At 39.0% G+C, this 22,865-nt stretch carries 20 protein-coding genes; 4 read left to right on the forward strand and 16 right to left on the reverse strand.

The annotated features are described in order from the left end of the window. Positions 1-117: 117 nt before the first annotated feature. The 8 genes from K3T81_RS05025 to K3T81_RS05060 form a co-directional block, all read right to left on the reverse strand. Complete coding sequence (locus K3T81_RS05025; protein ID WP_081779363.1) at positions 118-246, reverse strand: YjcZ family sporulation protein; 129 nt, start codon at positions 244-246, stop codon at positions 118-120. An 87-nt stretch (positions 247-333) separates the two neighbouring features. Further along, on the reverse strand, positions 334-1,089 hold the full coding sequence (locus K3T81_RS05030; protein ID WP_238018622.1) for a (S)-benzoin forming benzil reductase: 756 nt from the start codon (positions 1,087-1,089) through the stop codon (positions 334-336). Positions 1,090-1,110: 21 nt separating this feature from the next. Next, positions 1,111-2,481 carry a dipeptidase gene (locus tag K3T81_RS05035; RefSeq protein WP_238018623.1) on the reverse strand — a complete coding sequence of 457 codons (1,371 nt, stop codon included), beginning with the start codon at positions 2,479-2,481 and terminating at the stop codon, positions 1,111-1,113. A gap of 318 nt (positions 2,482-2,799) precedes the next feature. Next, complete coding sequence (locus tag K3T81_RS05040) at positions 2,800-3,933, reverse strand: bifunctional cystathionine gamma-lyase/homocysteine desulfhydrase (RefSeq protein WP_238018624.1); 1,134 nt, start codon at positions 3,931-3,933, stop codon at positions 2,800-2,802. A gap of 11 nt (positions 3,934-3,944) precedes the next feature. Continuing rightward, positions 3,945-4,865, reverse strand: coding sequence for a PLP-dependent cysteine synthase family protein (locus K3T81_RS05045; protein WP_238018625.1), 921 nt, complete (start codon positions 4,863-4,865; stop codon positions 3,945-3,947). A gap of 41 nt (positions 4,866-4,906) precedes the next feature. Continuing rightward, positions 4,907-5,368, reverse strand: a complete 462-nt coding sequence (locus K3T81_RS05050) for an S-ribosylhomocysteine lyase (protein ID WP_238018626.1) — start codon at positions 5,366-5,368, stop codon at positions 4,907-4,909. Positions 5,369-5,385: 17 nt separating this feature from the next. Next, positions 5,386-6,027, reverse strand: coding sequence for a class I SAM-dependent DNA methyltransferase (locus tag K3T81_RS05055; RefSeq protein WP_238018627.1), 642 nt, complete (start codon positions 6,025-6,027; stop codon positions 5,386-5,388). A 250-nt stretch (positions 6,028-6,277) separates the two neighbouring features. Next, on the reverse strand, positions 6,278-6,967 hold the full coding sequence (locus K3T81_RS05060; protein ID WP_238018628.1) for a YhcN/YlaJ family sporulation lipoprotein: 690 nt from the start codon (positions 6,965-6,967) through the stop codon (positions 6,278-6,280). A gap of 190 nt (positions 6,968-7,157) precedes the next feature. Here K3T81_RS05060 and K3T81_RS05065 point away from each other — a divergent pair, with 190 nt between their 5' ends. Beyond that, a complete protein-coding gene (locus K3T81_RS05065; RefSeq protein WP_036574147.1) occupies positions 7,158-7,394 on the forward strand; it encodes a YhdB family protein in 237 nt (78 codons plus the stop codon). An 89-nt stretch (positions 7,395-7,483) separates the two neighbouring features. Here the strand turns inward: K3T81_RS05065 and K3T81_RS05070 are convergent, their stop codons facing one another. The 6 genes from K3T81_RS05070 to K3T81_RS05095 all read right to left on the reverse strand — a co-directional run bounded on the left by K3T81_RS05070 (position 7,484) and on the right by K3T81_RS05095 (position 14,744). After that, complete coding sequence (locus tag K3T81_RS05070) at positions 7,484-8,251, reverse strand: anti-sigma-I factor RsgI family protein (RefSeq protein ID WP_238018631.1); 768 nt, start codon at positions 8,249-8,251, stop codon at positions 7,484-7,486. Beyond that, a complete protein-coding gene (sigI, locus tag K3T81_RS05075; protein WP_106896226.1) occupies positions 8,248-8,979 on the reverse strand; it encodes an RNA polymerase sigma factor SigI in 732 nt (243 codons plus the stop codon). Before sigI ends, K3T81_RS05070 begins: the two co-directional genes overlap by 4 nt. A gap of 356 nt (positions 8,980-9,335) precedes the next feature. After that, positions 9,336-10,052, reverse strand: coding sequence for a PRC-barrel domain-containing protein (locus tag K3T81_RS05080; protein WP_238018633.1), 717 nt, complete (start codon positions 10,050-10,052; stop codon positions 9,336-9,338). A 66-nt stretch (positions 10,053-10,118) separates the two neighbouring features. Beyond that, complete coding sequence (locus K3T81_RS05085) at positions 10,119-10,934, reverse strand: S1C family serine protease (protein ID WP_238018635.1); 816 nt, start codon at positions 10,932-10,934, stop codon at positions 10,119-10,121. 28 nt (positions 10,935-10,962) lie between these two features. Beyond that, the gene (locus K3T81_RS05090; RefSeq protein ID WP_238018636.1) at positions 10,963-12,996 is read right to left on the reverse strand and encodes an ABC transporter ATP-binding protein; all 2,034 of its coding nucleotides are present in this window, start codon (positions 12,994-12,996) and stop codon (positions 10,963-10,965) included. Further along, a complete protein-coding gene (locus K3T81_RS05095; protein ID WP_238018638.1) occupies positions 12,996-14,744 on the reverse strand; it encodes an ABC transporter ATP-binding protein in 1,749 nt (582 codons plus the stop codon). The genes K3T81_RS05090 and K3T81_RS05095 overlap by 1 nt, the downstream gene beginning before the upstream one ends. Before the next feature lie 1,173 nt (positions 14,745-15,917). On the opposite strand from K3T81_RS05095, the gene K3T81_RS05100 reads away from it, so the two are divergent. The 3 genes from K3T81_RS05100 to K3T81_RS05110 are packed head-to-tail and all read left to right on the forward strand — an operon-like array spanning position 15,918 to position 19,679. Next, positions 15,918-17,420 (forward strand): spore germination protein, encoded by a 1,503-nt coding sequence (locus tag K3T81_RS05100; RefSeq protein ID WP_238018640.1) that lies wholly within the window; start codon positions 15,918-15,920, stop codon positions 17,418-17,420. Positions 17,421-17,428: 8 nt separating this feature from the next. Beyond that, positions 17,429-18,550, forward strand: coding sequence for a GerAB/ArcD/ProY family transporter (locus K3T81_RS05105; RefSeq protein WP_238018642.1), 1,122 nt, complete (start codon positions 17,429-17,431; stop codon positions 18,548-18,550). Then, positions 18,540-19,679, forward strand: a complete 1,140-nt coding sequence (locus K3T81_RS05110; protein WP_238018644.1) for a Ger(x)C family spore germination protein — start codon at positions 18,540-18,542, stop codon at positions 19,677-19,679. Before K3T81_RS05105 ends, K3T81_RS05110 begins: the two co-directional genes overlap by 11 nt. A 102-nt stretch (positions 19,680-19,781) precedes the next feature. On the opposite strand, the gene K3T81_RS05115 is transcribed toward K3T81_RS05110, so the two are convergent. Together K3T81_RS05115 and K3T81_RS05120 are read right to left on the reverse strand one after the other, a co-directional pair. Continuing rightward, complete coding sequence (locus tag K3T81_RS05115) at positions 19,782-20,852, reverse strand: undecaprenyldiphospho-muramoylpentapeptide beta-N-acetylglucosaminyltransferase (RefSeq protein WP_238018645.1); 1,071 nt, start codon at positions 20,850-20,852, stop codon at positions 19,782-19,784. Positions 20,853-21,460: 608 nt separating this feature from the next. Continuing rightward, positions 21,461-22,645, reverse strand: a complete 1,185-nt coding sequence (locus tag K3T81_RS05120; RefSeq protein WP_238018647.1) for a NupC/NupG family nucleoside CNT transporter — start codon at positions 22,643-22,645, stop codon at positions 21,461-21,463. Positions 22,646-22,865: the final 220 nt, after the last annotated feature.

Here is a 22,865-nt window from a genome sequence, read left to right on the forward strand (position 1 = left end):
GTTAGCGTCCGTTTACTCCCACTGTTTCACCTAATGTTTTGAAGTGGGAGTCTTACGGACGGTTGCACCGGGATAAAAAAATGCAGAGGAGTATATCTCCTCTGCATTTTTTACTTATTAATAGAAACCGCCGCCGTAGCCGCCGCCATAGCCACCACCAGTATAAGCAGTTCCGATAATGATCAATAAAATAAACAATACAACTAACAGCGCAAAACCGCTGCCGTAGCCTTCACCTTTACTCATTGCTTTCCCTCCTCTTTTGCCGATTAATATACTTTATGCTGCTAGACGCTTTTTGGGAGGGAATTTGCAAAGAATGGGCGCATTTTATTATAAGAAATCTTTTACGTTATAAATCTTTCCATTTTCTATATTGGCTTCATTTGTAAGTATATCAACTAATACTCCGCCTACTGTATCTGTATCCTTTAACGCTTTATCTTCCTTGTAGGATTTAAATGTTTCAACATTGGTAAATTCTTCTGGTGAAGCAGCGCGAATCTTCTCTTGCATTCCTGTATCCATAATCCCAGGGCTAAATGCAAACACCTTATTTCCTGTTCCCCTCTCATCTTGCTCAATTGCAACTGTTTGGGTGTACATATTAATACTCGCTTTTGTACTGCAGTAAGCACTCCAGCCGGAAATTGGACGTTCTGCTGCTCCAGAGGTAACCGTAGCGCCGATAAAGGAGAATCCTTTAGATGATGCTTCCTTCAAGAATAAATTCGTCATAACCATTGGAGCGATCGTGTTAACTTGTACATGATATGCCAATTCACTGCTTTTCGTATTCATAGCCTGATCAACAGGGTCAATTACAGCAGCATTGTTAACAAGATAAAGGGCGCTAATTTCATGACTCCACTGATTTTTTATTTTACTGCAAGTCTCTTCAACTGTCTCTACATCACCTAAGTCACATTGGAATTGTTGAAAGGTCACATTATTTTCCTCAGCAAGTTTGTTAAGTCCGCTCGCTTCCGATCTAGAAATCCCCATGACATGGATTTCCTGTTCAAGTAGAAGCTTTGCGACAGAATACCCTAATCCTTTAGATACACCTGTTACAATGGCATACTTCATTAGATAACCCCCAATGTTTCATTATTTATCGTTTACTTCATTCCAATAGTACGCTAATGTTTCCATTCCTTTATGAAAACTATCTAATGGGAAGCTTTCATTTGGAGAATGTAGTCTATCATCAGGTGTTCCAAAGCCTAGTAAAACAATTGGCATTTGATATATTGCCTCCATCCATTCCACAACAGGTATAGAGCCCCCCATTCTAACATAAACGGTCTCTTTGCCAAATGCTTTCGTGTAGCTGGCTGCCGCTTTTTTAATTAAAGCATGATCTGGATCCACTTTATATGCTTTTGCAGACAACTTTTCCTTTTTCACTTCAACTTTTACACCTGCTGGAGCGACGTTTTTGACGTGTTCCTCAAGTAATTGCTGTACTCGCTCTGGATCTTGTCCAGGTACAAGCCTGCATGTAATTTTTGCTGTGGCAGAGGATGGAATAATCGTTTTGGTACCTTCTCCTTGATAGCCCCCATACATGCCATTTACTTCAAAAGTAGGGCGTGCCATGGTATGTTCCTTGGCTGAATAGCCTTTTTCCGAAACGGTTTCCGGAACACCTGTTGCTTGTACATAATCTTCTCCCTTAACTTGGTCAATCAAGTCCCTTTCTTCATCAGACAGAGGCTCCACACCATCGTAGAAACCTTCGACCGTAACAACTTCCTCTTCATTTTTCATGGAGGAAAGAATGTGACTTAGCGCCATCAGTGGATTGCGAACAGCACCCCCGTACATGCCTGAATGTAGGTCATGATCTGGTCCATTCACTGTAATTTCGATGCCAGTAAACCCTTTTAATCCGTAAAGTATAGTTGGCTGGTTTTTTTCTACCATCCCAGAGTCTGAAATTACGGCAAAGTCAGCTTGGAACTGCTCCTTCTTCTCATGAAGGATTTTATATAAGTTCTCACTACCGATCTCTTCTTCTCCCTCAATACATACCTTTACGTTTAATGGTAATTTACCTTCTGTTTTCATGTAAGCTTCAAAGACAGCCAAATGCATAAATACTTGCCCTTTATCATCACTAGATCCTCTAGCAAAAATTCGCTCATTCCTAATTTCTGGTTTAAACGGATCACTGTCCCATAATTCAAGTGGATCAGCAGGCTGTACGTCGTAGTGACCATAAAACAGTACGGTAGGTGCTTCAGAGCCTGCGCCGTTATATTCTGCATAAACAAGTGGGTGTCCACCCGTCTCCTGCTTTTCTATATTTTCAAATCCAATGTCGTGTAAGTATGTAGTAATGAAATCCGCTGCTTTGTGAATGTCCTGTTTATGTGCGCTATCTGTACTCACACTCGGGATAGCTAAAAATTCAAATAATTTATCTTGCAAACGTTGCTGATTATCCTGTAAATACTTCAAAACCTCTTGGCTCATCGTATTACTCCTCCTAAAATTTCATGTTGGTACTTATTTTAGCATATTTACTCAAATAACTTCCATTACACTGATTAAGGATGTTTGGCTCTCACCAATTCTTTTAAAAACGAGCAAAAAAAGTTGCAGAAACATACTCATTTTATCAGTAAATACTTGACGTGATATAGTTCTCTAATTATCCCGCCGGAGTTGTGTATATCTTACGCTGTATGCTACTTCTTCAAGAAAAAAAAATAAAAATCCAAACTAGATTGAATGAAAAAATCATAGTTCGGATCTTCTTTTCACTAAACACTTTCGTGCCAGCCTCTATATTTATCCTAAAGCTTGTTTTAAATCCTCTAGCAAGTCCTCTGCATCTTCAATCCCGACGGATAAGCGGATTAAGCCATCTGTGATCCCCAACTCATTTCGTCTATCACGCGGGATAGATGCATGCGTCATCTTGGCCGGAATCGAAATTAGGCTTTCCACAGCTCCAAGGCTTTCCGCCAAGGTGAAATATTGAACCCGGCTTAATAGCTTATCTGCCGCTGCCTCACTTCCTACATCAAATGAGACCATACCACCGTACCCTGTAGATTGATCTGCAGCTACGTTATGCCCTTCATGTTTTTCAAGGCCAGGATAGAAGACCTTTTCGACCTTAGGATGTTGCTCTAAAAACGCAACCAGCTTTTTTGTATTTGCTTCAATTGCTTCCATTCTTAGAGCAAGGGTTTTTATTCCGCGCATTAATAGCCAAGAATCCTGCGGCCCTAAAACAGCTCCTACTGAGTTTTGGATAAAGTGAATTTTCTCAGCAAGTTCCCTAGAGTTAACAGCCACAAGCCCTGCTACTACATCACTGTGCCCACCAATATACTTTGTTGCACTATGAAGCACGATATCTGCCCCCAGATCTAATGGCTGCTGCCAATACGGCGTTGCAAACGTATTATCGACAATCAGAAGCAAATTATGCTTCTTCGCAATAGCTGCCATTTGCTTAAGATCCGTAATTTTCAAGAGAGGATTAGTCGGTGTTTCAACATATAAGGCCTTTGTTTTCTCTGTAATGGCTTCTTCCACCGCTTTAGCATTGCTTGTATTTACAAATGAATGTTGAAGCTGATATCTGTTAAGCACATTTGTCATGAGACGATAAGACCCACCATACACATCGTCTGTTGAAAGAACATGATCTCCAGCATCAAATAGCATCATAACAGATGTGATTGCCGCCATACCTGAGCCAAAGGCAAATCCAGCTGTTCCATTCTCTAAATCTGCAATAACTGTTTCTAGCGCATGTCGAGTAGGGTTTCCTGTACGTGAATATTCAAACCCACTGTGATTACCTGCGCTTTCCTGTTTATAGGTACTTACTTGATAAATTGGCACGGATACAGCGCCAGTTTTCTCATCACCTGTTATCCCACCATGTATCATTTTTGTTTTTGGTCGCATCTCTATTCTCCTCACACGTTGTCATAGATATTTTTACTTATATAACGATCACTACCATCTGGGAAGACCGTCACAATAGTTGTACCAGGTCGCGCTTTCTTTGCTTCCTGTAATGCACCAAACATGGCGGAACCAGAGGAACTGCCAACAAGCAGCCCTTCCTTACGAGCCAGCTGACCCACCATGTCAAAGGCATCTTCATCAGTTACCGTATATACTTTATCAATGAAGGAACGATCAAAGTAACTAGGGAAAAATTCCATCCCAATTCCCTCAGTTCGATGTGATCCTGCCTTGCCACCCGCAATAATAGATCCCTCTGGTTCTACGATTACCGTATAGACGGCTGGATTTTTTTCTTTAAAAAAGCGACTGCTCCCCATAAAGGTCCCTGCTGAACCAGCACCTGCGATAAAAATGTCAACTTTCCCTTCAAGTTCACGCCAAATCTCTGGTGCTAATGTATGATAATAGGTTGCAGGATTAGCTGGATTCGAAAATTGTTGGGGACAAAAACTGCCGGGTATCTCATTACAGAGTTCCTCCGCCTTCTTAATTGCACCAACCATGCCTTTCTCCTGTGGAGTTTGTACAATACGTGCCCCTAATGCTTTCATAATGGTTTGTTTTTCTTCACTAAAATGTTCTGGAACACAGAAAATTGCGTGCAGATTATAGGTAATGGCAGCCATTGCTAAGCCAATGCCAGTATTCCCAGCAGTAGGTTCAATAATAGTACCGCCAGGCTGTAAAACACCTTTTTCAAGTGCATCCTGTATCAAAGAAACTCCAAGGCGATCTTTTACACTACCGCCAGGATTCATAAATTCCAACTTAGCATAGAGCTTTACATCTTTCGGCAAATCAAATTGTTTCAGTTCTAATAAAGGTGTGTTTCCAATTAATTCTTGTACAGAAGCATACACCGCCATGTATCTTCGCCTTCCTTTTTGTGGTCGGGCTTAGCCCTACCTTAAAATACTTCCTGCCATTCATTTCGATGTGCAAGCATTTCCTTGGCAATTTCCTTAGCACCTTCTAGGCTGTGATTGGCAGACCAGCCACATTGCACCTCGTTACATGCAGGCACTTCATTAGCCTCTATTACGTCATGTAGCGTTTTTTCCAATGTATCTAAAATCTCTTCATAGTTATCATGATTTATAACAGATAAATAAAAACCTGTTTGACATCCCATCGGACCAATATCCAAAACACTGTCCATATGATTACGAATGTTTTCTGCCATCAAGTGCTCGATTGAATGAAGCCCAGCCATCTCCATATGTTCTTTATTCGGCTGTTTAAACCGAATATCATATTTATATACCTTATCTCCGTTTGCACCCTCTGTCACACCTACTAAACGTACATATGGCGCTTTTACTTTCGTGTGATCCAGATTAAAGCTTTCCACGTTCATTTTTACTGCCATAATGATCTCTCCTCCAATTACTTCATTCGCTCAGCCTTTATCAGCCAAACAAAATCATTCATTTGTTTAAATGTTACATCAAATTTGTGTGTATTGAAAATAGTTTGAATTACAGGAATTGTTGTATAATATTCTCTCTCAAGGTCCTCAGCTAAATCTGCGAACCCCTTTTTCCTGGCATCATCGATCGCTTTTTGCTTATGTGCCTCCGACTGGAAGATTGTATCGCCAAATATGATCTTTCCTTCTGCCGGCAATAGAGCGGAGAACTGTTTAATTGCAACATCTTTCTCTTCATCTGTTAAATGATGGAAGGCATACGTACTTACAATCGTCTCCACATCGGAAGGAAGAGTTGGATAATCTAGAAAATCTCCTTCCTGCACAGTCAGCTCAGGTAATTTTGCTGCAGCAATACTGCGCATTTCATTGGAAGGCTCAACTCCTACCACTTCACTTCCTTTTTCCAGAAGTTTTGCAGCGAGGTTTCCTGTTCCCACGCCAAATTCCACTATCGTTCCAGAGGCGTGTCTAACCACCTCTGTTAATATATCATCATAATTGGCAAATACTGCAGCATACTGGGGATCATCCCCTGCTACACTGTCGTCATAGGTATCTGCCCAATCTGTAAAAATGTCAAGAAATTCCCGCCCCATAACCCCTACACTCCTTTAAAAATAATTAATCCATAGTATTACACTTGGTATAGTAAGAATTATATGTATTACAATATCATATGTTACCGTTTTTAAAAAGCATCTTTTCTCCAATATAAATTAATTTAATCATTGCAATGTTCAAATAAAAATACTTATAAAAAACGTAGCACCATACCATTTAACCATATAAAAACACCCCAAAACTCAAACTTTTGGGGTGGGTACCACGTGATGCTTCTTTTTATGTTTAGTTATTTTGCGGGAAGAGACGTTCTACCATATTACCAAATTGGTCAAAAAATCCTTCAATTGGCTCACCATTGTTCATATCATCAATATAACCATTGGTTAGATCTCTAAAATCTGGATTCGTTGATACGTAAACATTATCAATATCCTTGTCCACGGATTTTACAATCTTAGAAATCTTATCTTTTACTTCGTCTGATACTTCTTCACCGTTACCATTACCATTTCCTGCATTGGTATCATTATCGTAAGTATCCGTATTCTCTACACCGGTATTATCGTCATCATTTGCGCCAGTACCATTATTACCACCGTTATTAGTATCCGTATTGTTACCATTTCCGTTACCCTTTTGGTTTTTCACCTCTGCAGCAACGTACGCATTATTTTCTGTCGTTAATACATAAACTTGATCAATTTCATCTATTTCACTTTTAATCTTATCAGCGGCTTCTTCTGAAACCTCATATTCCTGTTGCCCATCTCCAGCATTTCGATTCTGATCGCGTTCCGAGTCCCTCGCCATTTCATAGCTACGGTCCCCACTCATTCCCTCACCTGTATTATTGAATCTTGTTTGTTCTACATTGTTATCACCAGTAGCGTCTTCTTGGTTTCCATTAGAATCCCCACAACCAGCAAGCGCCACAGTAAGTACTGTAACTGCACTAATTAGTTTCCATTTCATCTATTTACTACCTCCTTTTCATTTGGTGTTAGTATGTAACAGTTTCTCTTACTTATTCCCACGAATACCCCAAAACTTTTAAGCTTTTTTATAGAACCTTAATATGGCAACGACACCATTTTTGTTTCAGACAATATATATAAAATGCGGGGACAATAAATATAACCCTTACAATTAAGGAGGGGTATGAATGGATATTCCTGATTATGACAAAGCATTGTATTTCACACTGTGGGGCCAATGGGATGATTTGCTTGTTTTAATGGTACGTACCAAAGATGATATGCTTTCAAAGAAAATACAACTTTTTCTACACGCTTATCATTATTCCCTTGACCAAAGTAAAATCATGTCTTCCCACGATAATTTACTGTATTATGTAGACCATGCCATGAAATACGAACCAGTACCTATAATGGAAATATAACAAAAGGCTGCGATTCCTATTTAGCGGAATCGCAGCCCCTTTTTATTGGCTATTTATAAGACTTACCTAACCGGAACCTATTTCACCCTTCACTTTTCTTCTGAAAGACGGTTTTTTTCGAAATAAAAGGAATGAATAATAGCTTTCTGTTCGTCATTCAGATTCAAAGCACTTGTAGAGTTCTGAGAGGGCTCCGCCCGGTTAATCATTTCAGCCAATTTTTCATTTGTTGGTTTACCCGCTTTCTCAGCAGATTTTCGTACATAATGCGGCACGTGAAATGCCGTAATACGCCAGCTATCATCTCGTTTTCGGGAAAAGGCATTTAAATTACGCAAAAGCCTATTTTCTCCATGATATTTATTAGGATAACTAACGCCTATAAGCATATCTTTCTTCTCCCCAACAAGACCCGATTTTTCACTTTGTTCCATAATTTTTTCAATAACAGTTTCCATCTTTCTATCCCTATATTGGGATAATTTCATACCTACCTGTTCTGCATCTTCGTTAAGATAGCGTATAGATTGAACATGGAATTTGTTATCTACTTCGAGTTCAAAGCTTCGTTTTATATCAATGCTTAAATAGGCTAACGTTTTATTATTTGCCAGTGCGAAATAAATTGGCAATACAAATAAGAGCAGCGCACAGACCAATACAATCAGTCGACCAGGGATTTGCCAAACCTTACGTAACAAGAAAATATAGCCTCTTCTTTCTGCTCGATATATTTCAAAAGGAATCTCATTTCCAATGTCTACATGTTTCACTGGCATTGCTTTATGAAAGGTACCATCTTTATCCATTACGATGGTATATGTATGCCGGTGTTCCATGACAATACCTTTTCTCACTGACCCACCCCCTTAAGATAGTCCTTTAGATACAAGTAATCTTCCGTCAGTACGATAAATACAGCAAGTATAAATTTACGGTTCCTCTCCAATGTTTTTTTGCTGACATCTACCTTTCGCACCAGTTGTTTGATAGGAAGCTTTTTCTTACTAAAAACGAACGCACGCAGTTCAGGATCTTCATACAAAGTCCTGGCTGTCTTAACAGCTGATTCACGTGCATCCCTATGTTTAGGCGAGACTTCTGTCAATTCGGCAAATGTAAGCTTATAAGCAGCTAGTTTTTCTTTATAGTCTGCGATCTCTTCTTTTCTATGCCAAGTGTCCTGTTCTTCTTGGTATTTTTCTTTCACTGCCGCGATTTCCAAGGGGTTGTCCATTTGCTCTGCATCAAACGTCTCATCAAGGGAGATTGGTGTAGGACGTTTTTTTATATAGCGAATATAATCGATAACCTTCCGTTTTATAACCAATTTAGCAAAGGATAAAAAAGAACTTCCTTTATCAGAAGAATAAGACATCATCGCCTCATTAAATGCTGAAAGGCCAATGCTAAATTCGTCATCTCTTTTGGGGTCAATATATCGCTTGCAGACTTCGGAAACACACTTTGCAATGAATGGTTGATACGTCTTTAAAAGATAGTTTTGTGTATGCATATCTCCCCTTTGAACAGAGGAAATCATTTCTTCTAGAGGTTTGCCTTTTAACGACTGCTCTTTTATCAACCTAGAACACCCCCAGGCATTACAAAATTCGATTTTTTTTGTTTCTTTTTGGGTGTAACCATAAAGTATTTCGTATGCACAGAAACTGTATATTTATATATTTCATTTATTTGAGTTCGGTAAGTTGTCATTTTTATTGTCACCAGCTTATTTTATAATAGAATTAAAATGTCAGTCTGATTAATCTTACCGTACCGTATACACTGTTGCTATCTCAAAACAATTACAATTTGTTTAAAATATAATTACCACCACGACCGCCAATGAATATATACCCACACCTATATACCTAGTCGCTTCCAAAAATAAAAAAGACCCTCAGCAGTCGATGCTGAAAGGCCCGTGTGTTTACCTCTTTATAAACTTGTGAGTATCATATCCTTTGAATTATATTTGGTATCATTTTTTGTTTCGGCTAATGATCCCTTAATATAAATATCTCGCTCAAACCAATCAACAGACTCAATTTGATCTGTATGGTAGACAAAGTATTGCTCCTTCGTATACGTTTCACTATCTTGTACGACGAAATAACGCAACTTCCAATATTCTGAATCAAAGACCATATCTGCGACTGTACCTATTTTACCATCATCGGCATGCACTTTAAATTCTATCGTTTCGTCTTCACTACGCAGATTATAGTGACTCTGCGCTTCTAATTGCTGATCAAACACCTCTGGCTGTGGTTCTTCAACAGGAGGAAATTGTGCCAATGGTCGATCATTAGATCCCCAAAGCATATTTCCTGCCCAGTATCTGTTCCAGCCGTAGTATCCAATTAAACTATCCTCTACATCTTTTGATACTGCACTTTCTTCAGAGATGGAAGGACTGTTACGTACCTTCTCCTTATCATACTCTACCTCTAAGTGCTTATCATTTTCATTAAGTGTAATAAACGAAGATGGGGAGAGGAGTACACGGCGGCCCGGAAGCCATTTCCTCGTGTCTACAATTGCATAACGAATAGCCCATTTTTCATCGTCAAAATAAAGATCCTTTACTTTACCCATTACACCATCTGCTGCATGGATATTGTATGTTTTTAGTTCGGAAGTAAAAAATAACATGTAACTTCGCCTCCTTAAGACGTTTACAATATAAATACCCCCAAACAGTATGGATGAAACAAGAGGTTACATCTCATGATAATACGTAACAGGTATAAAGAGTCCTACCTTGCCTTCTGTCTCATGATCTAATGTCGCAAAAATTACCCCAATCACTTCGCCTTCTTCGTTAAAGACAGGACTACCACTGTTTCCCCGGTAAACAGGTGCCTTTATCATCACCACTTCACGTTCCCAGTCGCTTAGCCTGGTGTGACCCACAATAGATCCTTGATTAGCTATTCCATTAAATCGCAAAGGATTTCCAATAAATGTAATAGACGCATTTTCTTTAAAAATCGGGGCATTTGCTAGCTTAAGTGACGGAAGGTCCTCCGCCTCGACTTTTAATACCGCTAAGTCGATCGCAGGATTAGTTTCCACCACCTCTGCTTCAAACAATCCGTCATCCGGAAAAGCAACCGTTACGTGGTCTTCTCCTTCTACCACATGATGGTTTGTCAAAATCGTACCTTCTTGGTTTATTGCAAAGCCAGTACCCTTACTATTCTCTGTTTCTACAACGACCACCGCTTGTTTATAGTTTCGTATGTCCTGATCGGTTGAAAGCTTTGTAGATGTGATGAGAAAATCAATTGCCGGGATAGAAAAGGTCTGGGGAATTAACGCGAACACATTGAAGGCTAAAGCTAGCGCAATCACCCAAAATACCCACTTTGGAAAAGGACGTTTTGGTTTATCATCTTCTTTGGCCTTCGTTCTCTCTAAAGCTTTTCTGCGTTCTTCTTCCACAAGCTCATAAAGTTCTTCGTCATCAAATTCCTCATATAAATCTTCATCTATAATGTCCGCTTTTTCTTGCTCTTCCCTATCTCTATCCATACCTCACCCCGTGTTTTAAGCGGATTTCCTATCCTGCGGTTTCTTCAAGTATCCCTTGTTGCATTTGATACATTTGATAGTAGGCACCTTGTTGCTGTAGGAGACTATTATGGTTCCCCTGTTCCTTTATCGTACCGCGGTCTAATACAAATATAACATCTGCTTGCTGTATAGTCGAAAGTCTATGTGCGATAACAAGCGTTGTTCTTCCTTGCTTCAATACTTCCAAGGCTTGCTGAATGACGTTTTCTGTCTCCGTATCAATATTCGCAGTTGCTTCATCCAAAATTAAGATGGCCGGATCAAACGCCAATGCTCTAGCAAATGATAATAGTTGTCTTTCACCAAGCGAAAAGGTGCCTCCTCCTTCTGTGACCTTTTCATCATAACGGTTCGGCAGCTTTTCAATAAAGCGGTCGGCTCCCACTGCTTTTAAAGCATTTATGGCTGCTTCCCTGCTAATATGAGGATCATTCATCGTCACATTAGAAAGGATAGTGCCAGTAAATAAGAACGGGTCCTGTAATACAATTCCCATATGACTTCTCACCTGCTGCCTTGACCACTCCTGTGTCGACTTCCCGTCAATCGTAATGGAGCCCTTCTGTGGATCATAAAAACGGAAAAGCAAATTCATAATAGAGCTTTTACCAGACCCTGTATGGCCAACAAAGGCTGCTGTCTGACCAGCCTTCACTGAAAAGGAGATATCGTTCAAAACATAATCCTTCTCATTATAAGCAAATGATACGTGATCAAATAAAATATTTCCCCGATAGCGTGATACATTATCATCCTTCACGTTTTCACCAGGATGGTCTAGTAATTCAAAAACTCTTCCGCCAGCGACACGTGCCTGTTCGATAAGCGGTAGCTGATTCACTATATCGGTTACAGGTTCAAATAATCTTGTTAGATAATCAACAATCGCATAGAGCATCCCTATAGATATAATACTTGTCGGATCTAATGAAGCGGAACCAAAATACCAAATAAAAGCTACGAAAGCTAAATTTCGAAACACGGTAACAAGATTATAAGAGGTTAGCGCACTTAGCTTAACTAGCTTTCGTTGATAGGTAAAATGCCTATTGTTAAGCACCTCAAATTCTTCTTTTGTCTTCTTCTCTCTACTAAACGCTTGAATAATCGGCATTCCTTGAATCGCTTCACTTATGTTCCCATTAATTTCACTTATTGTGGAACGGATAACTTTATTATACTTGCTGCCAAAATGCTTATATAGCTTCATCCAACCAAATATAAGTGGGATAATGAACAGGCACATAAGAGCTAGCTTTGCATCAAGAATAAACAATGCGACAAATATTCCTGCCATATATATAATGCTTGTTAGTACAATAGACAGCACACGCTCATACAAGTCGCGAATAGCTTCTGTATCATTCGTGATCCTCGCCACTACTTTCCCAGCCGGTTGATCAACAAAATAGTTAACAGGTATACGTTGAGTGTGGGCGAATAGATCGTTTCGCATCTTCCGAACAATTTGATTGGACGATTTCTGTAAAAGAAAGGTTTGATAAAATTGAAAGAAACCAGCAATAAATAGTAATGCGACATATAATCCAAGCAGCCACATGATTGGTCCCTGCTCCGGTTTAAAAAACGGATACACTTCAGTTAGCGATAATTTTTCACCTGTAAAGGTATCTTCTCCAGAGCTTGTCGTGATTGTGATTGTCTCCCCATCGACAGTCCGTTTTCCTTCAAGTGGAATTTCTTCCGCAACAAAATAGTAAGTGGTACCAATTTGAAATATCGTTACGGGGTTTTCAATTGTCTGGTCAGAACCTTCCAACCTATCAACCCGTTTGTAATACTGGCCATTATAAGACGCTGTTTGCTTATCATTTTGCGATTCCACCTCCTGCCAGGTCCCTTCCACTCCAAGAATATGATCATCAATTACTCTCTTGGCTATTAAAGGACCAGCAAGTTCAAGCGATACGGCAATAATTAAGCAGATAAAGCCAATGATAATACCTTTTTTATATTGTAATGCGTATTGAAACAGTCGTTTCTCTGTACTTTGCTTCATTATTCTTTCACCCCTGCCTTTGCAAGCTGCTGTTGGACATACTGCTGCTTATACCAGCCATCTGTTAACATAAGTTCTGCATGGGACCCTTGTTCCACGATTTCGCCATTATCAAGTACAATAATGTGGTCGGCATGTGTTACAGCAGACATACGATGTGCAGCTATAAAGGTCGTTTTATTTTTTCTTTCTCTACGTAAATGTTCAATAATATTTGCTTCTGTTTTACCATCAACCGCGGACATGGAATCATCCAATATGAGGATTTCCGGATCTTTAATAAAGGCTCGCGCTAAAGCTACTCGTTGCTTTTGACCACCTGATAGCGTTACACCACTTTCTCCAACCTGTGTATCTAAACCATTTGGAAGTTGTTTCATGTCATTAAGGAAGTGTGCTAACTCCATCACACGGAAGATTTCGGTGTCCGTTGCGTCCGATTTACCGAATTGGATATTCTCTCGGATAGATTTAGAAAACATCATTTGGTCTTGTGGAACATAGCCGATCCAAGAACGAATTTGGGCAAGTGAAAGTTCCTCTAAATCTACGTCTGCAACTTTTATGTTTCCTTGCATGCCAGGGTATTGCCTTAGGAGTAATTTGAAAAGCGTCGTTTTCCCTGCACCAGTTTTTCCGACAATCCCAATGGTATCGCCACGTTTTACGTTTAATGAAAGATTGTTCAGTTGCTTTGTTTCTGTTCCTGGATAGGAAAACGTCACCCCTTCAAAAACAAGTGATTCCACTGCATCTACGGTTTTTGGTGTTATCGGATCTGAGACATCAGCCTTATAACCTGTTGTCTCATTCACTCTATCAAGCGATGCATTCCCCCGCTGTAGTATATTAATAAGCTCACCCACCGCAAACATCGGCCAAATTAACATTCCTAAATATACGTTAAAGGTCACGAGATCACCAAGCGTCATTTGATTATCAAAAACCAAAAAGGCACCATACCCAAGTCCAATTGTATAAGAAAGCCCTACAAGAATTTTCATGGTTGGCTCAAAAAGCGCATCAATCTTAGCAACCTCCATGTTTTTCACATAGACATCATCTGTCATGTTCTTAAATCGCTTTAAATCCTGTTTTTCCTGTACAAAAGCACGAATTACCCGTACCCCTCGAATTGACTCGAGAACATCATTATTCATTTCTCCAAACGCTTGCTGGGCTTTGGTAAACCGTGCATGGATGACAGCTCCATATTTATTCATAATCACTGCCATGATTGGCAACGGAAGCAATGCAGCAAGAGTGAGCTTCCAGCTAATCGTAAATCCCATCATGGCTACAAGCATTAGCATGAAAACCGATGAATCCACTAATGTTAAAACACCAAATCCCGCTGTAAGACTAATGGCTTTTAAATCATTGGTACTTCTAGCCATAAGGTCACCTGTGCGGTATTTCCCAAAAAACGTTGGCGTCATCTTAGTAAAATGATCCATTAAGTTGCTTCTACTCCAGCGTTCTAGGATAACTGCTCCGCTAAATAGTGTATAATCCCATAAAAATGAAATGGCATAATGGATGATAATTAAAAGTAAATATCCAATTATTAATGCGGTTAAAAGTTGGGTTGTCATCGAATCGAATTGAATCTGATCAATTGTATACCCAGCTAATTTAGGCGGTATAAGACCTATTGCACTTGCTACAATGAGCGCTAAAATTGCAAATAAATAGCGTTTCCAATAATGCTTAAAAAACCAGTCTAATTTTTTAAAGACCTGAAACATTCCATCACCTTCTAATCTCTCTTTAATTTCCAACAACTTTTTGATTTGTTCGTTACCGATGTAATCTTTTAAATAAAAGATCCTCTACTCGTATTCCTTACAACTCTTTGTAATGACAATTAGAAAAACTCGCATTCGCTTGTCTTTAGCGAATGTGTACGTTTCCCTTATACTTGGGACTTCAAAATTTTAACTATGTCGTCATTGCTTCCTAGCTAAAATTTTATACTTTTCTAACGTGCAAAAAAGCATGCGCCTATGACGACACATGCTTACGATGGGATACGCAGTAACATACCTATCCCAAAAACAAAAAGGCCACAGACAGTTGTGACCTTTGATATCTACAAAGAAGTATGTAAAAAGTTAGAATACTTTTCCGCAAAATACGGTAGAGGTCACATATTTAGTTGGATTAAGTTGCGTTGTTTGAATGATGTTTTTCATCATCATGACCTCCTTTGGTTTATTTGTTCTCAATAATTATAGTATTAGGAAAATTTAAAGTCAATTCTTTTTTAATTTTTGGGTCAATTTCTTTTTAAACTGGAAGTCCATTCTAGAAATCTCCTAAAAACACAGAGTTATAAATGGGTGCTCTCACGTTTGATACGAATTCCAAGATGGAGCATTTTTTCTAATTTAACGGAAGGAACCTTGGTCGAGCAAGATATCTCCTGCATCGAAGCTAGCGGGTGCTTTCTAATAAAACTCTGGACTCGATCACTCTCAGTAAGGCAGGCAGGGCACATCATAAATGGACTACTTTCCATTGGCTCTTTGCACAATCGACAATTACGGATTATTTCACTCAAATCCTCACCCCTCACTATTTCCTTAGCTTTTATGATACAGGAACCGACAAAAACAAACAACATTTAATTGGAATTTTCTAAAAAATGAGTCTTTAGCCTACTAAACATTTCATTCAAGTGAACTATAAGATATTGCACATAGATAGTAGTTTTTCCTCACATACTATCTTCATAAAGTGAAACTTCAATCAGTGGGGGTTCTCATTCTCCTCCCACTGATTGTTAGTTGAACGAATCGGGTTGTAAGCGTCCGTTTATTCCCACTCAAAACTAGTTTCACTTCATGTTTTGAAGTGGGAGTCTTACGGCCAGTTGCACCGGGATAAATTATTAGCACTGGACGATTACGGGAGGAATTATGAAAAAAGCTAAAAGAAAAGCCACCAATTCATTCTTTCCCATTAAGGCGGAAAAGTTAAAACAGACTCTAGAAGACCAGTTTGAGAATAGTACTGATCTAAGCTTTTCCATCTTTGAACACTCAGGCCAAAAGCTTGCTGTTTTTTATCTTTCCTACCAAGTGAATTCAGAGAGAATAGAAAATATGCTGCTCAAAACTCTTCTGGACTCCCAAAAAGAGTGGACCGTTGAAACAATATTGAATGAAGTACCCTTGAACACAGGCCAGAAGATGGACAAGTTGGAAGAATTGTTGACGAATCTAATCAATGGGCATGTATTTGTTTATGTTGAAGGAGAAAAACAAGTAGTCTCCTATTTAATGCTAAACATTGAACAGAGATCTCTAACCAAAGCCGAAACTGAGTCTGTTGTTATTGGTCCACAGGTTGCTTTCACTGAATCTTTGGTTACGAACTTAAATATATTACGTTGGCGAATGCGCTCTCCAGATCTCGTTTTTGAAAAGATTATGTTAGGAAAAAGGACACCAAAGGAAGCAAGGCTTATTTATTTAAAGTCCGTTGCAAACGAAACAGACGTTAACACAATGCGACAGCGTCTTCAGGACCTTGAGGTTGATGAGGTAGAGGATGCGAATGTACTCATGCAATATGTAGAGGACTCCTCTCTCACGATATTTCCACAGTTCTATTCAACAGAGCTACCGGATCGTGCTTCCTATGCAATTAATAAGGGACGTATTGGCGTAATTGTGGAAAACAGCCCCGCGGCAATATTAGCACCCACAACATTTTTCAGTTTTTTTGAATCTACTGAGGATTTATATATGCGTTGGAATGCCGGATCATTCCTAAGAATTTTGCGCTTTATTTCTATGTTTATATCTGTTATGCTCACGCCCATGTATGTTGCATCTGTAACGTTTCATTATGAACTTATTCCCACACAGCTCCTTATCTCAATTGGACAATCTAGGGCAAATGTCCCTTTTCCACCTATATTTGAGGCACTGCTTCTTGAGCTCTTAATAGAATTATTACGTGAAGCAGGTGCTAGGCTCCCAACGAAGGTGGGTCAAACCATTGGTATTGTGGGTGGTGTGGTCGTAGGAACTGCAGCCGTACAAGCAGGGATTACAAGTAATATTTTGATCATCTTTATTACGATTAGTGCGCTCGCTTCCTTTACCGCACCTAGTTATTTAATGGGGACTTCTATTCGGGTATTGCGATTCCCTATGATTATACTAGCCGGTATTTTAGGCATTATGGGAATTGTCTTTGGTATCAGCTTTCTAATCATTCATTTATTAAGACTGACTTCTCTCGGAAGACCTTATCTTACGCCAATTTATCCGTTCCGTATGGTGGATCTCAACAAAGTACTCATTCGATTTCCCCAACAATTTCAGGGTAAAAGATTTCTTTCTTTCCGACCTAAAGATAGGGTTCGATTTAATAAGAAAAAGGCACATGAGAAAAAAGATATTGACGAGTAGGTGATAGATTGGATATAAACGTGAAAGTAAAATCTAATATAAGTATTCGCGCATTTTACCTATTCTTCATTATCACTTCCTTACAGTTAGGTGTGGGGGTAATGGGGGTACCAAGGTTTATTTATCTAGAGGCTGGAGCAGACTCGTGGATATCTGTTCTTATCGCTACCTCTTATATTTTGGTTGTCCTTTTTGTCATGATCTTCATTTTAAAGCAGTATGACAATGCAGATATCTTTGGTATACATCGTGACCTGTTCGGTAAATGGCTCGGCAACCTAATAAGCAGTGTCTATATTATATACTTTATCGCTACCCTTTTTTCCGTACTCATTACGTATATAGAGGTTGTCAGGATTTTTATCTTTCCAACCCTCAGTCCTCTAGTAATGGGATTACTTATGATTATATTGGCTGTATATAGTACATTGGGCGGTTTACGTATCATGGTTGGGGTTTGCTTTTTATTTTTTATTCTTACCCATTGGTTATTGCTTTTATTGATTGAACCTGCTGTTCAAATAGATTGGGATCATTTTCTTCCAATGTTTCAAACCCCCATGCCCGATTTATTAAAAGGCGCTCGAGCCACGTCCTATACGTTTTTTGGTATTGAAATCCTGTTTTTAATTTACCCTTTTATTCAGAATAAAAAAGGAATGCATTTCCCTATATATATGGCAGCAATCTGGTCTGGTTTACTCGTTATGATTACAACCATCATAACGCTCGGATTTTTTAACGGAGAGCAAGTGGCTAGACGTGAGTGGACGCTTCTATCACTATTTAAGTTTCAGCAGTTTTCCTTTATTGAAAGATTGGATTTTGTGGTAGTAGCAGAATGGATGATGGTTATCATTCCGAATATTATACTACTTTTGTGGGGGGCAACTTATGGGATCAAACGAATTTACAAGCTACCTCAAAAAGTATCTATTTATGCACTTGCAATTCCTCTGCTAATTGGTTGTTGGTTACTAGATGAACATTTTCAAATTCAATGGATAATAGATAAGATAAATGAATTGGGATTTTGGCTAGTGTATGTATATCCATTTTTATTATTACCATTAGTGCTAATAAAGAAAAAATGGAAACAACGAAAAAGGGGTGAAAAGAATGAGGCTTAAAAGACTCTTCTTCCTTTGCATCACTCTTTGTCTGCTTACTTCCTGTGTTGATTCAACCCAGCTGGAAAAATTAGGGATTATCCACACGCGAGGCGTAGATATTTCAGAAGAGAAACCAAGCGAACTCGAAACCACCTTGATCATTTTTCAATTTAATGCTCAAACAGACATGGTCTCTAAGACATTATCAGGTACAGGACACACGATTAAAGAAGCTCGTGAGCAAGCAAACAACAAATCAAGCTTTGCTTTAACCCCGGGTCAAATCCGTCTAGAATTATACGGAAAAGAAATTGCACAAAAGGGAATAATAAACTATCTAAATACCCTAACACGAGATGCCAAAGTTTCAGATACTATGTTGCTTGCGATTAGTGATACGACGGCAAAAGAAATACTACAAGTAGGCCAGTCAGATACGACCATGGACATAGGACAATTCCTTCACGGGTTAATAAGACAGGAGGGTTTGGAAGACTCCATTCCCGAAGTAGCGTTGCATGATTTCACACATATATATTTTGATGTAGGACAGGACCCTTTTCTTCCTGTTATCACAATGGATGATGATGCTCCACAACTTGCCGCCTTGGGAATATTTCGTGGTGATAAATATGTCGGCGATATTACATTAGATGAAGCTCTTCTTCTAAATATGACACAAAAGCATGTCGGCTTTGCACCACTTGAATTAGAAATCCCCAGAGCTCCATTGGAAAAGTATCTAGGAGATACGGAACCGATAGATCCGGACAGCGAAAATATGTATGTACGAATTGGAATTAAAGGAGAAACAACAAGCAAATTAACCGACCCAGAACAACTCGGCTTTCGCTCGAAAGTAGATATTGATGTGGATTTACATGAAGCCTCTGAGGAGGTTGTTATCAAAGATGAAAAGGTGGCAAAGGTTATAGAAGAAGAATTGGGGAAAGCAATTAAGAAAAAATATGAGACACTATTTAAAAAGGTACAAGAACTCAATGCAGATCCTATTGGTTATGGGAGATTATACAGAATAAAAAATAATAACAAGCTGACTACGGAAGAGTGGAGAGAGAAATTCCCTGAAATAACTGTAGATTTTCAAGTCGATGTTAACCTAGTCCATTTTGGTACTATTCAATAAGTCGGGCCGATTCAAATATAATCTGTTAGAAAAAAAGCCAACGATTATTCGAATTTCATATCGAATTCCGTTGGCTCTTTCATACTTTACGACATTACATTATTATCTTTGCACTTCACCGATTATTTCAATGACTCGATCTCGTGCCTTTTCACTTTTATATTCCTTCATGGTATCTGTCATAATAGCGGAATATTCTTTTAATTGATTTAGTTCATGAGTTAGCGTTTCACTTGTCAGTTTCTCTTCTTCTAACACTCTTGCATAGCGCTTTTTAACAAAGGATTGGGCATTAATAATTTGGTCGCCCCTACTTGCCTCTTTAGATAATGGGATTAGCAACATGGGAATTCGTAATGCGAGGAATTCAAAGATAGCATTTGAGCCTGCACGGGAAAGAACGTAATCAGTTGCTGCGAAAACATCTTTCAGTTCTTCATTAACATATTCAAATTGAACGTATCCATTTCTTTTATAAGCAGGATCTACCTTATCTTTTCCACAGATATGAATAATGTGGAAGGTTTCAAGTAAGTGATCGAGCGAATTCCTAATAGTTTCATTTATTTTCTGTGAACCACCGCTACCACCCATGATAAGTAGAACAGGTTTATCCGATGAAAGACCTGCAAATGCCAGGCCAGCTTCCTTTTTCCCTTCAAATAATTCGTCACGAATGACTGCACCAACATACTCTGCCTTTTCTTTTGGTAAATATTCCATTGTCTCTGGAAAAGTTGCCAATACCTTACGTGCGAAAGGGATCGCGATTTTATTCGCAAGACCTGGTGTATAATCAGATTCGTGAATAACGACTGGGATTCTTCTCAGTTTTGCTGCTAAGACTACCGGTACGGAAACAAAACCACCTTTTGAAAAAATAACCGAAGGTTTTCGTTTTTTCATGATGCGCGCTGCCTGTGCAACACCTTTCAGTACTTTGAACGGGTCTTTTATGTTTTCTTTGGAAATGTATCTTCTAAGCTTACCTGTGGAAATCGGATGGTAACTGACCCCATCGAGCTGCGTTATTAGATTGCGTTCTATACCATTATTTGAGCCAATATAATCAATCTCATACCCTTCTCCCTGATAGTAAGGGATCAAGGCTAGGTTGACGATTACATGCCCTGCAGTGCCTCCACCAGTAAATAGGATTCGTTTGTTTTTCATGCTATGTTCTCCTCGTATAGTATATTTAGGCACTCATTTTTTGCCTATTTTCTCTTACATTTTTGAAGTGCAAAGACGGTTAAACGCCGTTACCTTTCACTACAGACGGACGCTTTCCGTGGGGCATGGCTTGAGCCTCGGGCCAACAGGAGGTTGGTCACGAAGGCGTTGCCACAGGAGGTGGCTGTTTTAGCCTTTGCTCCTTCATGCTGTGGGGTCTCAAGTCTCATGCTATTCCCACAGGAGTCGCCGTCTTTCGCTCTAGGTAACTTGGTTTTCGTTTTTCTTCCAAATGAATTCATATCAATCACTTGGATGCTCTGGGATGTTCCTAGGTAATGGTCTATGTACAATTTGGAAAAAATCTGATTCTCCTTGCAAGAACCAATACTTCTGATATTATCTGGTTAAAGTTGTGATATATTATCGCAGTTCTTTATATTCATAAAGCTTCTTAAGATTTTATACAGTCTCTACTATGGTATTAAAAACCGGGGCAAAATGAAAGTAAAAAAAGGCATCCATTTGAAATTAAATGGACGCCTGTCTTATTTTAGGATGCTTTTGCGCTTCATAAAATAATTTGCATACCGCTACAAAAATACATCTTATAGGAATAGCCCTACTACTGTTGCGGATAGGATGGATGCGAGTGTTGCTCCGATGAGTAGTTTCAATCCAAACCCTGATACGCTTACTGCCTTTTCACTGTCAATTCCTTTTACGGTACCTGCGATGATTCCGATGGAGGAGAAGTTAGCAAAGCTAGTTAGGAATACAGATACAATTCCGACTGTTTTCTCTGACATTTCAGCAATCATTGGTTGAAATTCAAGCATGGCAACAAATTCGTTTGTGACAATCTTTGTACCCATTACGGAACCTGCTCTGAGTACTTCATCCGGAGAAATTCCCATAAGTATCCCGATTGGATAAAGAACATAACCAAGTAGTTCCTGTAATGTTAAACCTGAAAAACTAATGATCCAGTTAACTAATTCAAGTGATGCAATGAATGCAATAAGCATTGCTGCTACGATAAGGGCAATTTTACCACCTTCTAGTGCACCATTCCCCATTGCTTCAAAGATACTTTTATCATTTGTCACATTTTTTACATCAACTTTGTCCTCTTCCTTTGGCACTTTTACAGGTGCAATAATGGATGCAAGCATAAGCGCACTAAACATATTAAGAGGAAGTGCGACTAAAACATACTCTGGTGGAAGCATTTGTAAGTATGCACCAACGATAGAGGCAGAAACAGAACCCATCGCTGATGCACTCACGATATAAAGTCGATTGGCAGTCAGGTGATGGAATTGTGAGCGGATAGCGATTAATGCCTCCGACTGACCGAAAAAGATACTATTTACGGCATTAAATGATTCAACACGGGGAAGACCTGTAATCTTGGAGATTAACCCGCCAAAGTATTTAATGATAGGTGGTAGAATTCGTAAATAAGTTAGCACAGATAAGATGGTCGCAAAGAAGATAATAAGTAAAAGGACGTTAAAGAAGAATACGCTTCCTCCTTCTTCGACCATTAAGCCACCTACGACGAAATTAACTCCCTCTGTACCAAATTCAATTAGTTTGTTAAATCCTGCGGCAATTCCATTGATAATGGCCTGTCCAATATTGGTACTAAACATAAACCAGGTTGTCAAAAGCTGCAGGAGCAACATTATTCCAATACCTTTATAATTAACATTTTTCTTATCGTTAGACATTAAAAATGCCAAACCAAGCACAACGATTATTGCTAAAACCCCTAAAATAATTCCCACGTTTTTTACCCTTCCTTTCTAAATGTAACTGTTTTCATTTCCCTTATTACAATGGATATTGTACCAAGACGTCAGACGTCAATCAACTGATTATATTTTCTGTTAATTTTGCTTAGCTTACTTAATCATTCCCTAAACGCCAGCGAATTAACAATTTTTCTTCTCTAATAGAGAGAACCTTATTTAAATCTTTCTACTATCACAAAAAACCCGCCAGCTA

Source organism: Oceanobacillus jordanicus (genome assembly GCF_022095695.1).
Classification (GTDB): Bacteria; Bacillota; Bacilli; order Bacillales; family Amphibacillaceae; genus Oceanobacillus_B; species Oceanobacillus_B jordanicus.

Coding starts and splice junctions, on each gene's coding strand:
- K3T81_RS05110 (WP_238018644.1), top strand. CDS start 18,540: ATGAGGCTTAAAAGACTCTTCTTCCTTTGCATCACTCTTTGTCTGCTT.
- K3T81_RS05055 (WP_238018627.1), bottom strand. CDS start 6,027: ATGGGGCGGGAATTTCTTGACATTTTTACAGATTGGGCAGATACCTAT.
- K3T81_RS05115 (WP_238018645.1), bottom strand. CDS start 20,852: ATGAAAAACAAACGAATCCTATTTACTGGTGGAGGCACTGCAGGGCAT.
- K3T81_RS05030 (WP_238018622.1), bottom strand. CDS start 1,089: ATGAAGTATGCCATTGTAACAGGTGTATCTAAAGGATTAGGGTATTCT.
- K3T81_RS05095 (WP_238018638.1), bottom strand. CDS start 14,744: ATGTTTCAGGTCTTTAAAAAATTAGACTGGTTTTTTAAGCATTATTGG.
- K3T81_RS05080 (WP_238018633.1), bottom strand. CDS start 10,052: ATGTTATTTTTTACTTCCGAACTAAAAACATACAATATCCATGCAGCA.
- K3T81_RS05035 (WP_238018623.1), bottom strand. CDS start 2,481: ATGAGCCAAGAGGTTTTGAAGTATTTACAGGATAATCAGCAACGTTTG.
- K3T81_RS05040 (WP_238018624.1), bottom strand. CDS start 3,933: ATGCGACCAAAAACAAAAATGATACATGGTGGGATAACAGGTGATGAG.
- K3T81_RS05090 (WP_238018636.1), bottom strand. CDS start 12,996: ATGAAGCAAAGTACAGAGAAACGACTGTTTCAATACGCATTACAATAT.
- K3T81_RS05085 (WP_238018635.1), bottom strand. CDS start 10,934: ATGGATAGAGATAGGGAAGAGCAAGAAAAAGCGGACATTATAGATGAA.
- K3T81_RS05050 (WP_238018626.1), bottom strand. CDS start 5,368: ATGGCAGTAAAAATGAACGTGGAAAGCTTTAATCTGGATCACACGAAA.
- K3T81_RS05100 (WP_238018640.1), top strand. CDS start 15,918: ATGAAAAAAGCTAAAAGAAAAGCCACCAATTCATTCTTTCCCATTAAG.
- K3T81_RS05045 (WP_238018625.1), bottom strand. CDS start 4,865: ATGGCGGTGTATGCTTCTGTACAAGAATTAATTGGAAACACACCTTTA.
- K3T81_RS05065 (WP_036574147.1), top strand. CDS start 7,158: ATGGATATTCCTGATTATGACAAAGCATTGTATTTCACACTGTGGGGC.
- K3T81_RS05025 (WP_081779363.1), bottom strand. CDS start 246: ATGAGTAAAGGTGAAGGCTACGGCAGCGGTTTTGCGCTGTTAGTTGTA.
- K3T81_RS05060 (WP_238018628.1), bottom strand. CDS start 6,967: ATGAAATGGAAACTAATTAGTGCAGTTACAGTACTTACTGTGGCGCTT.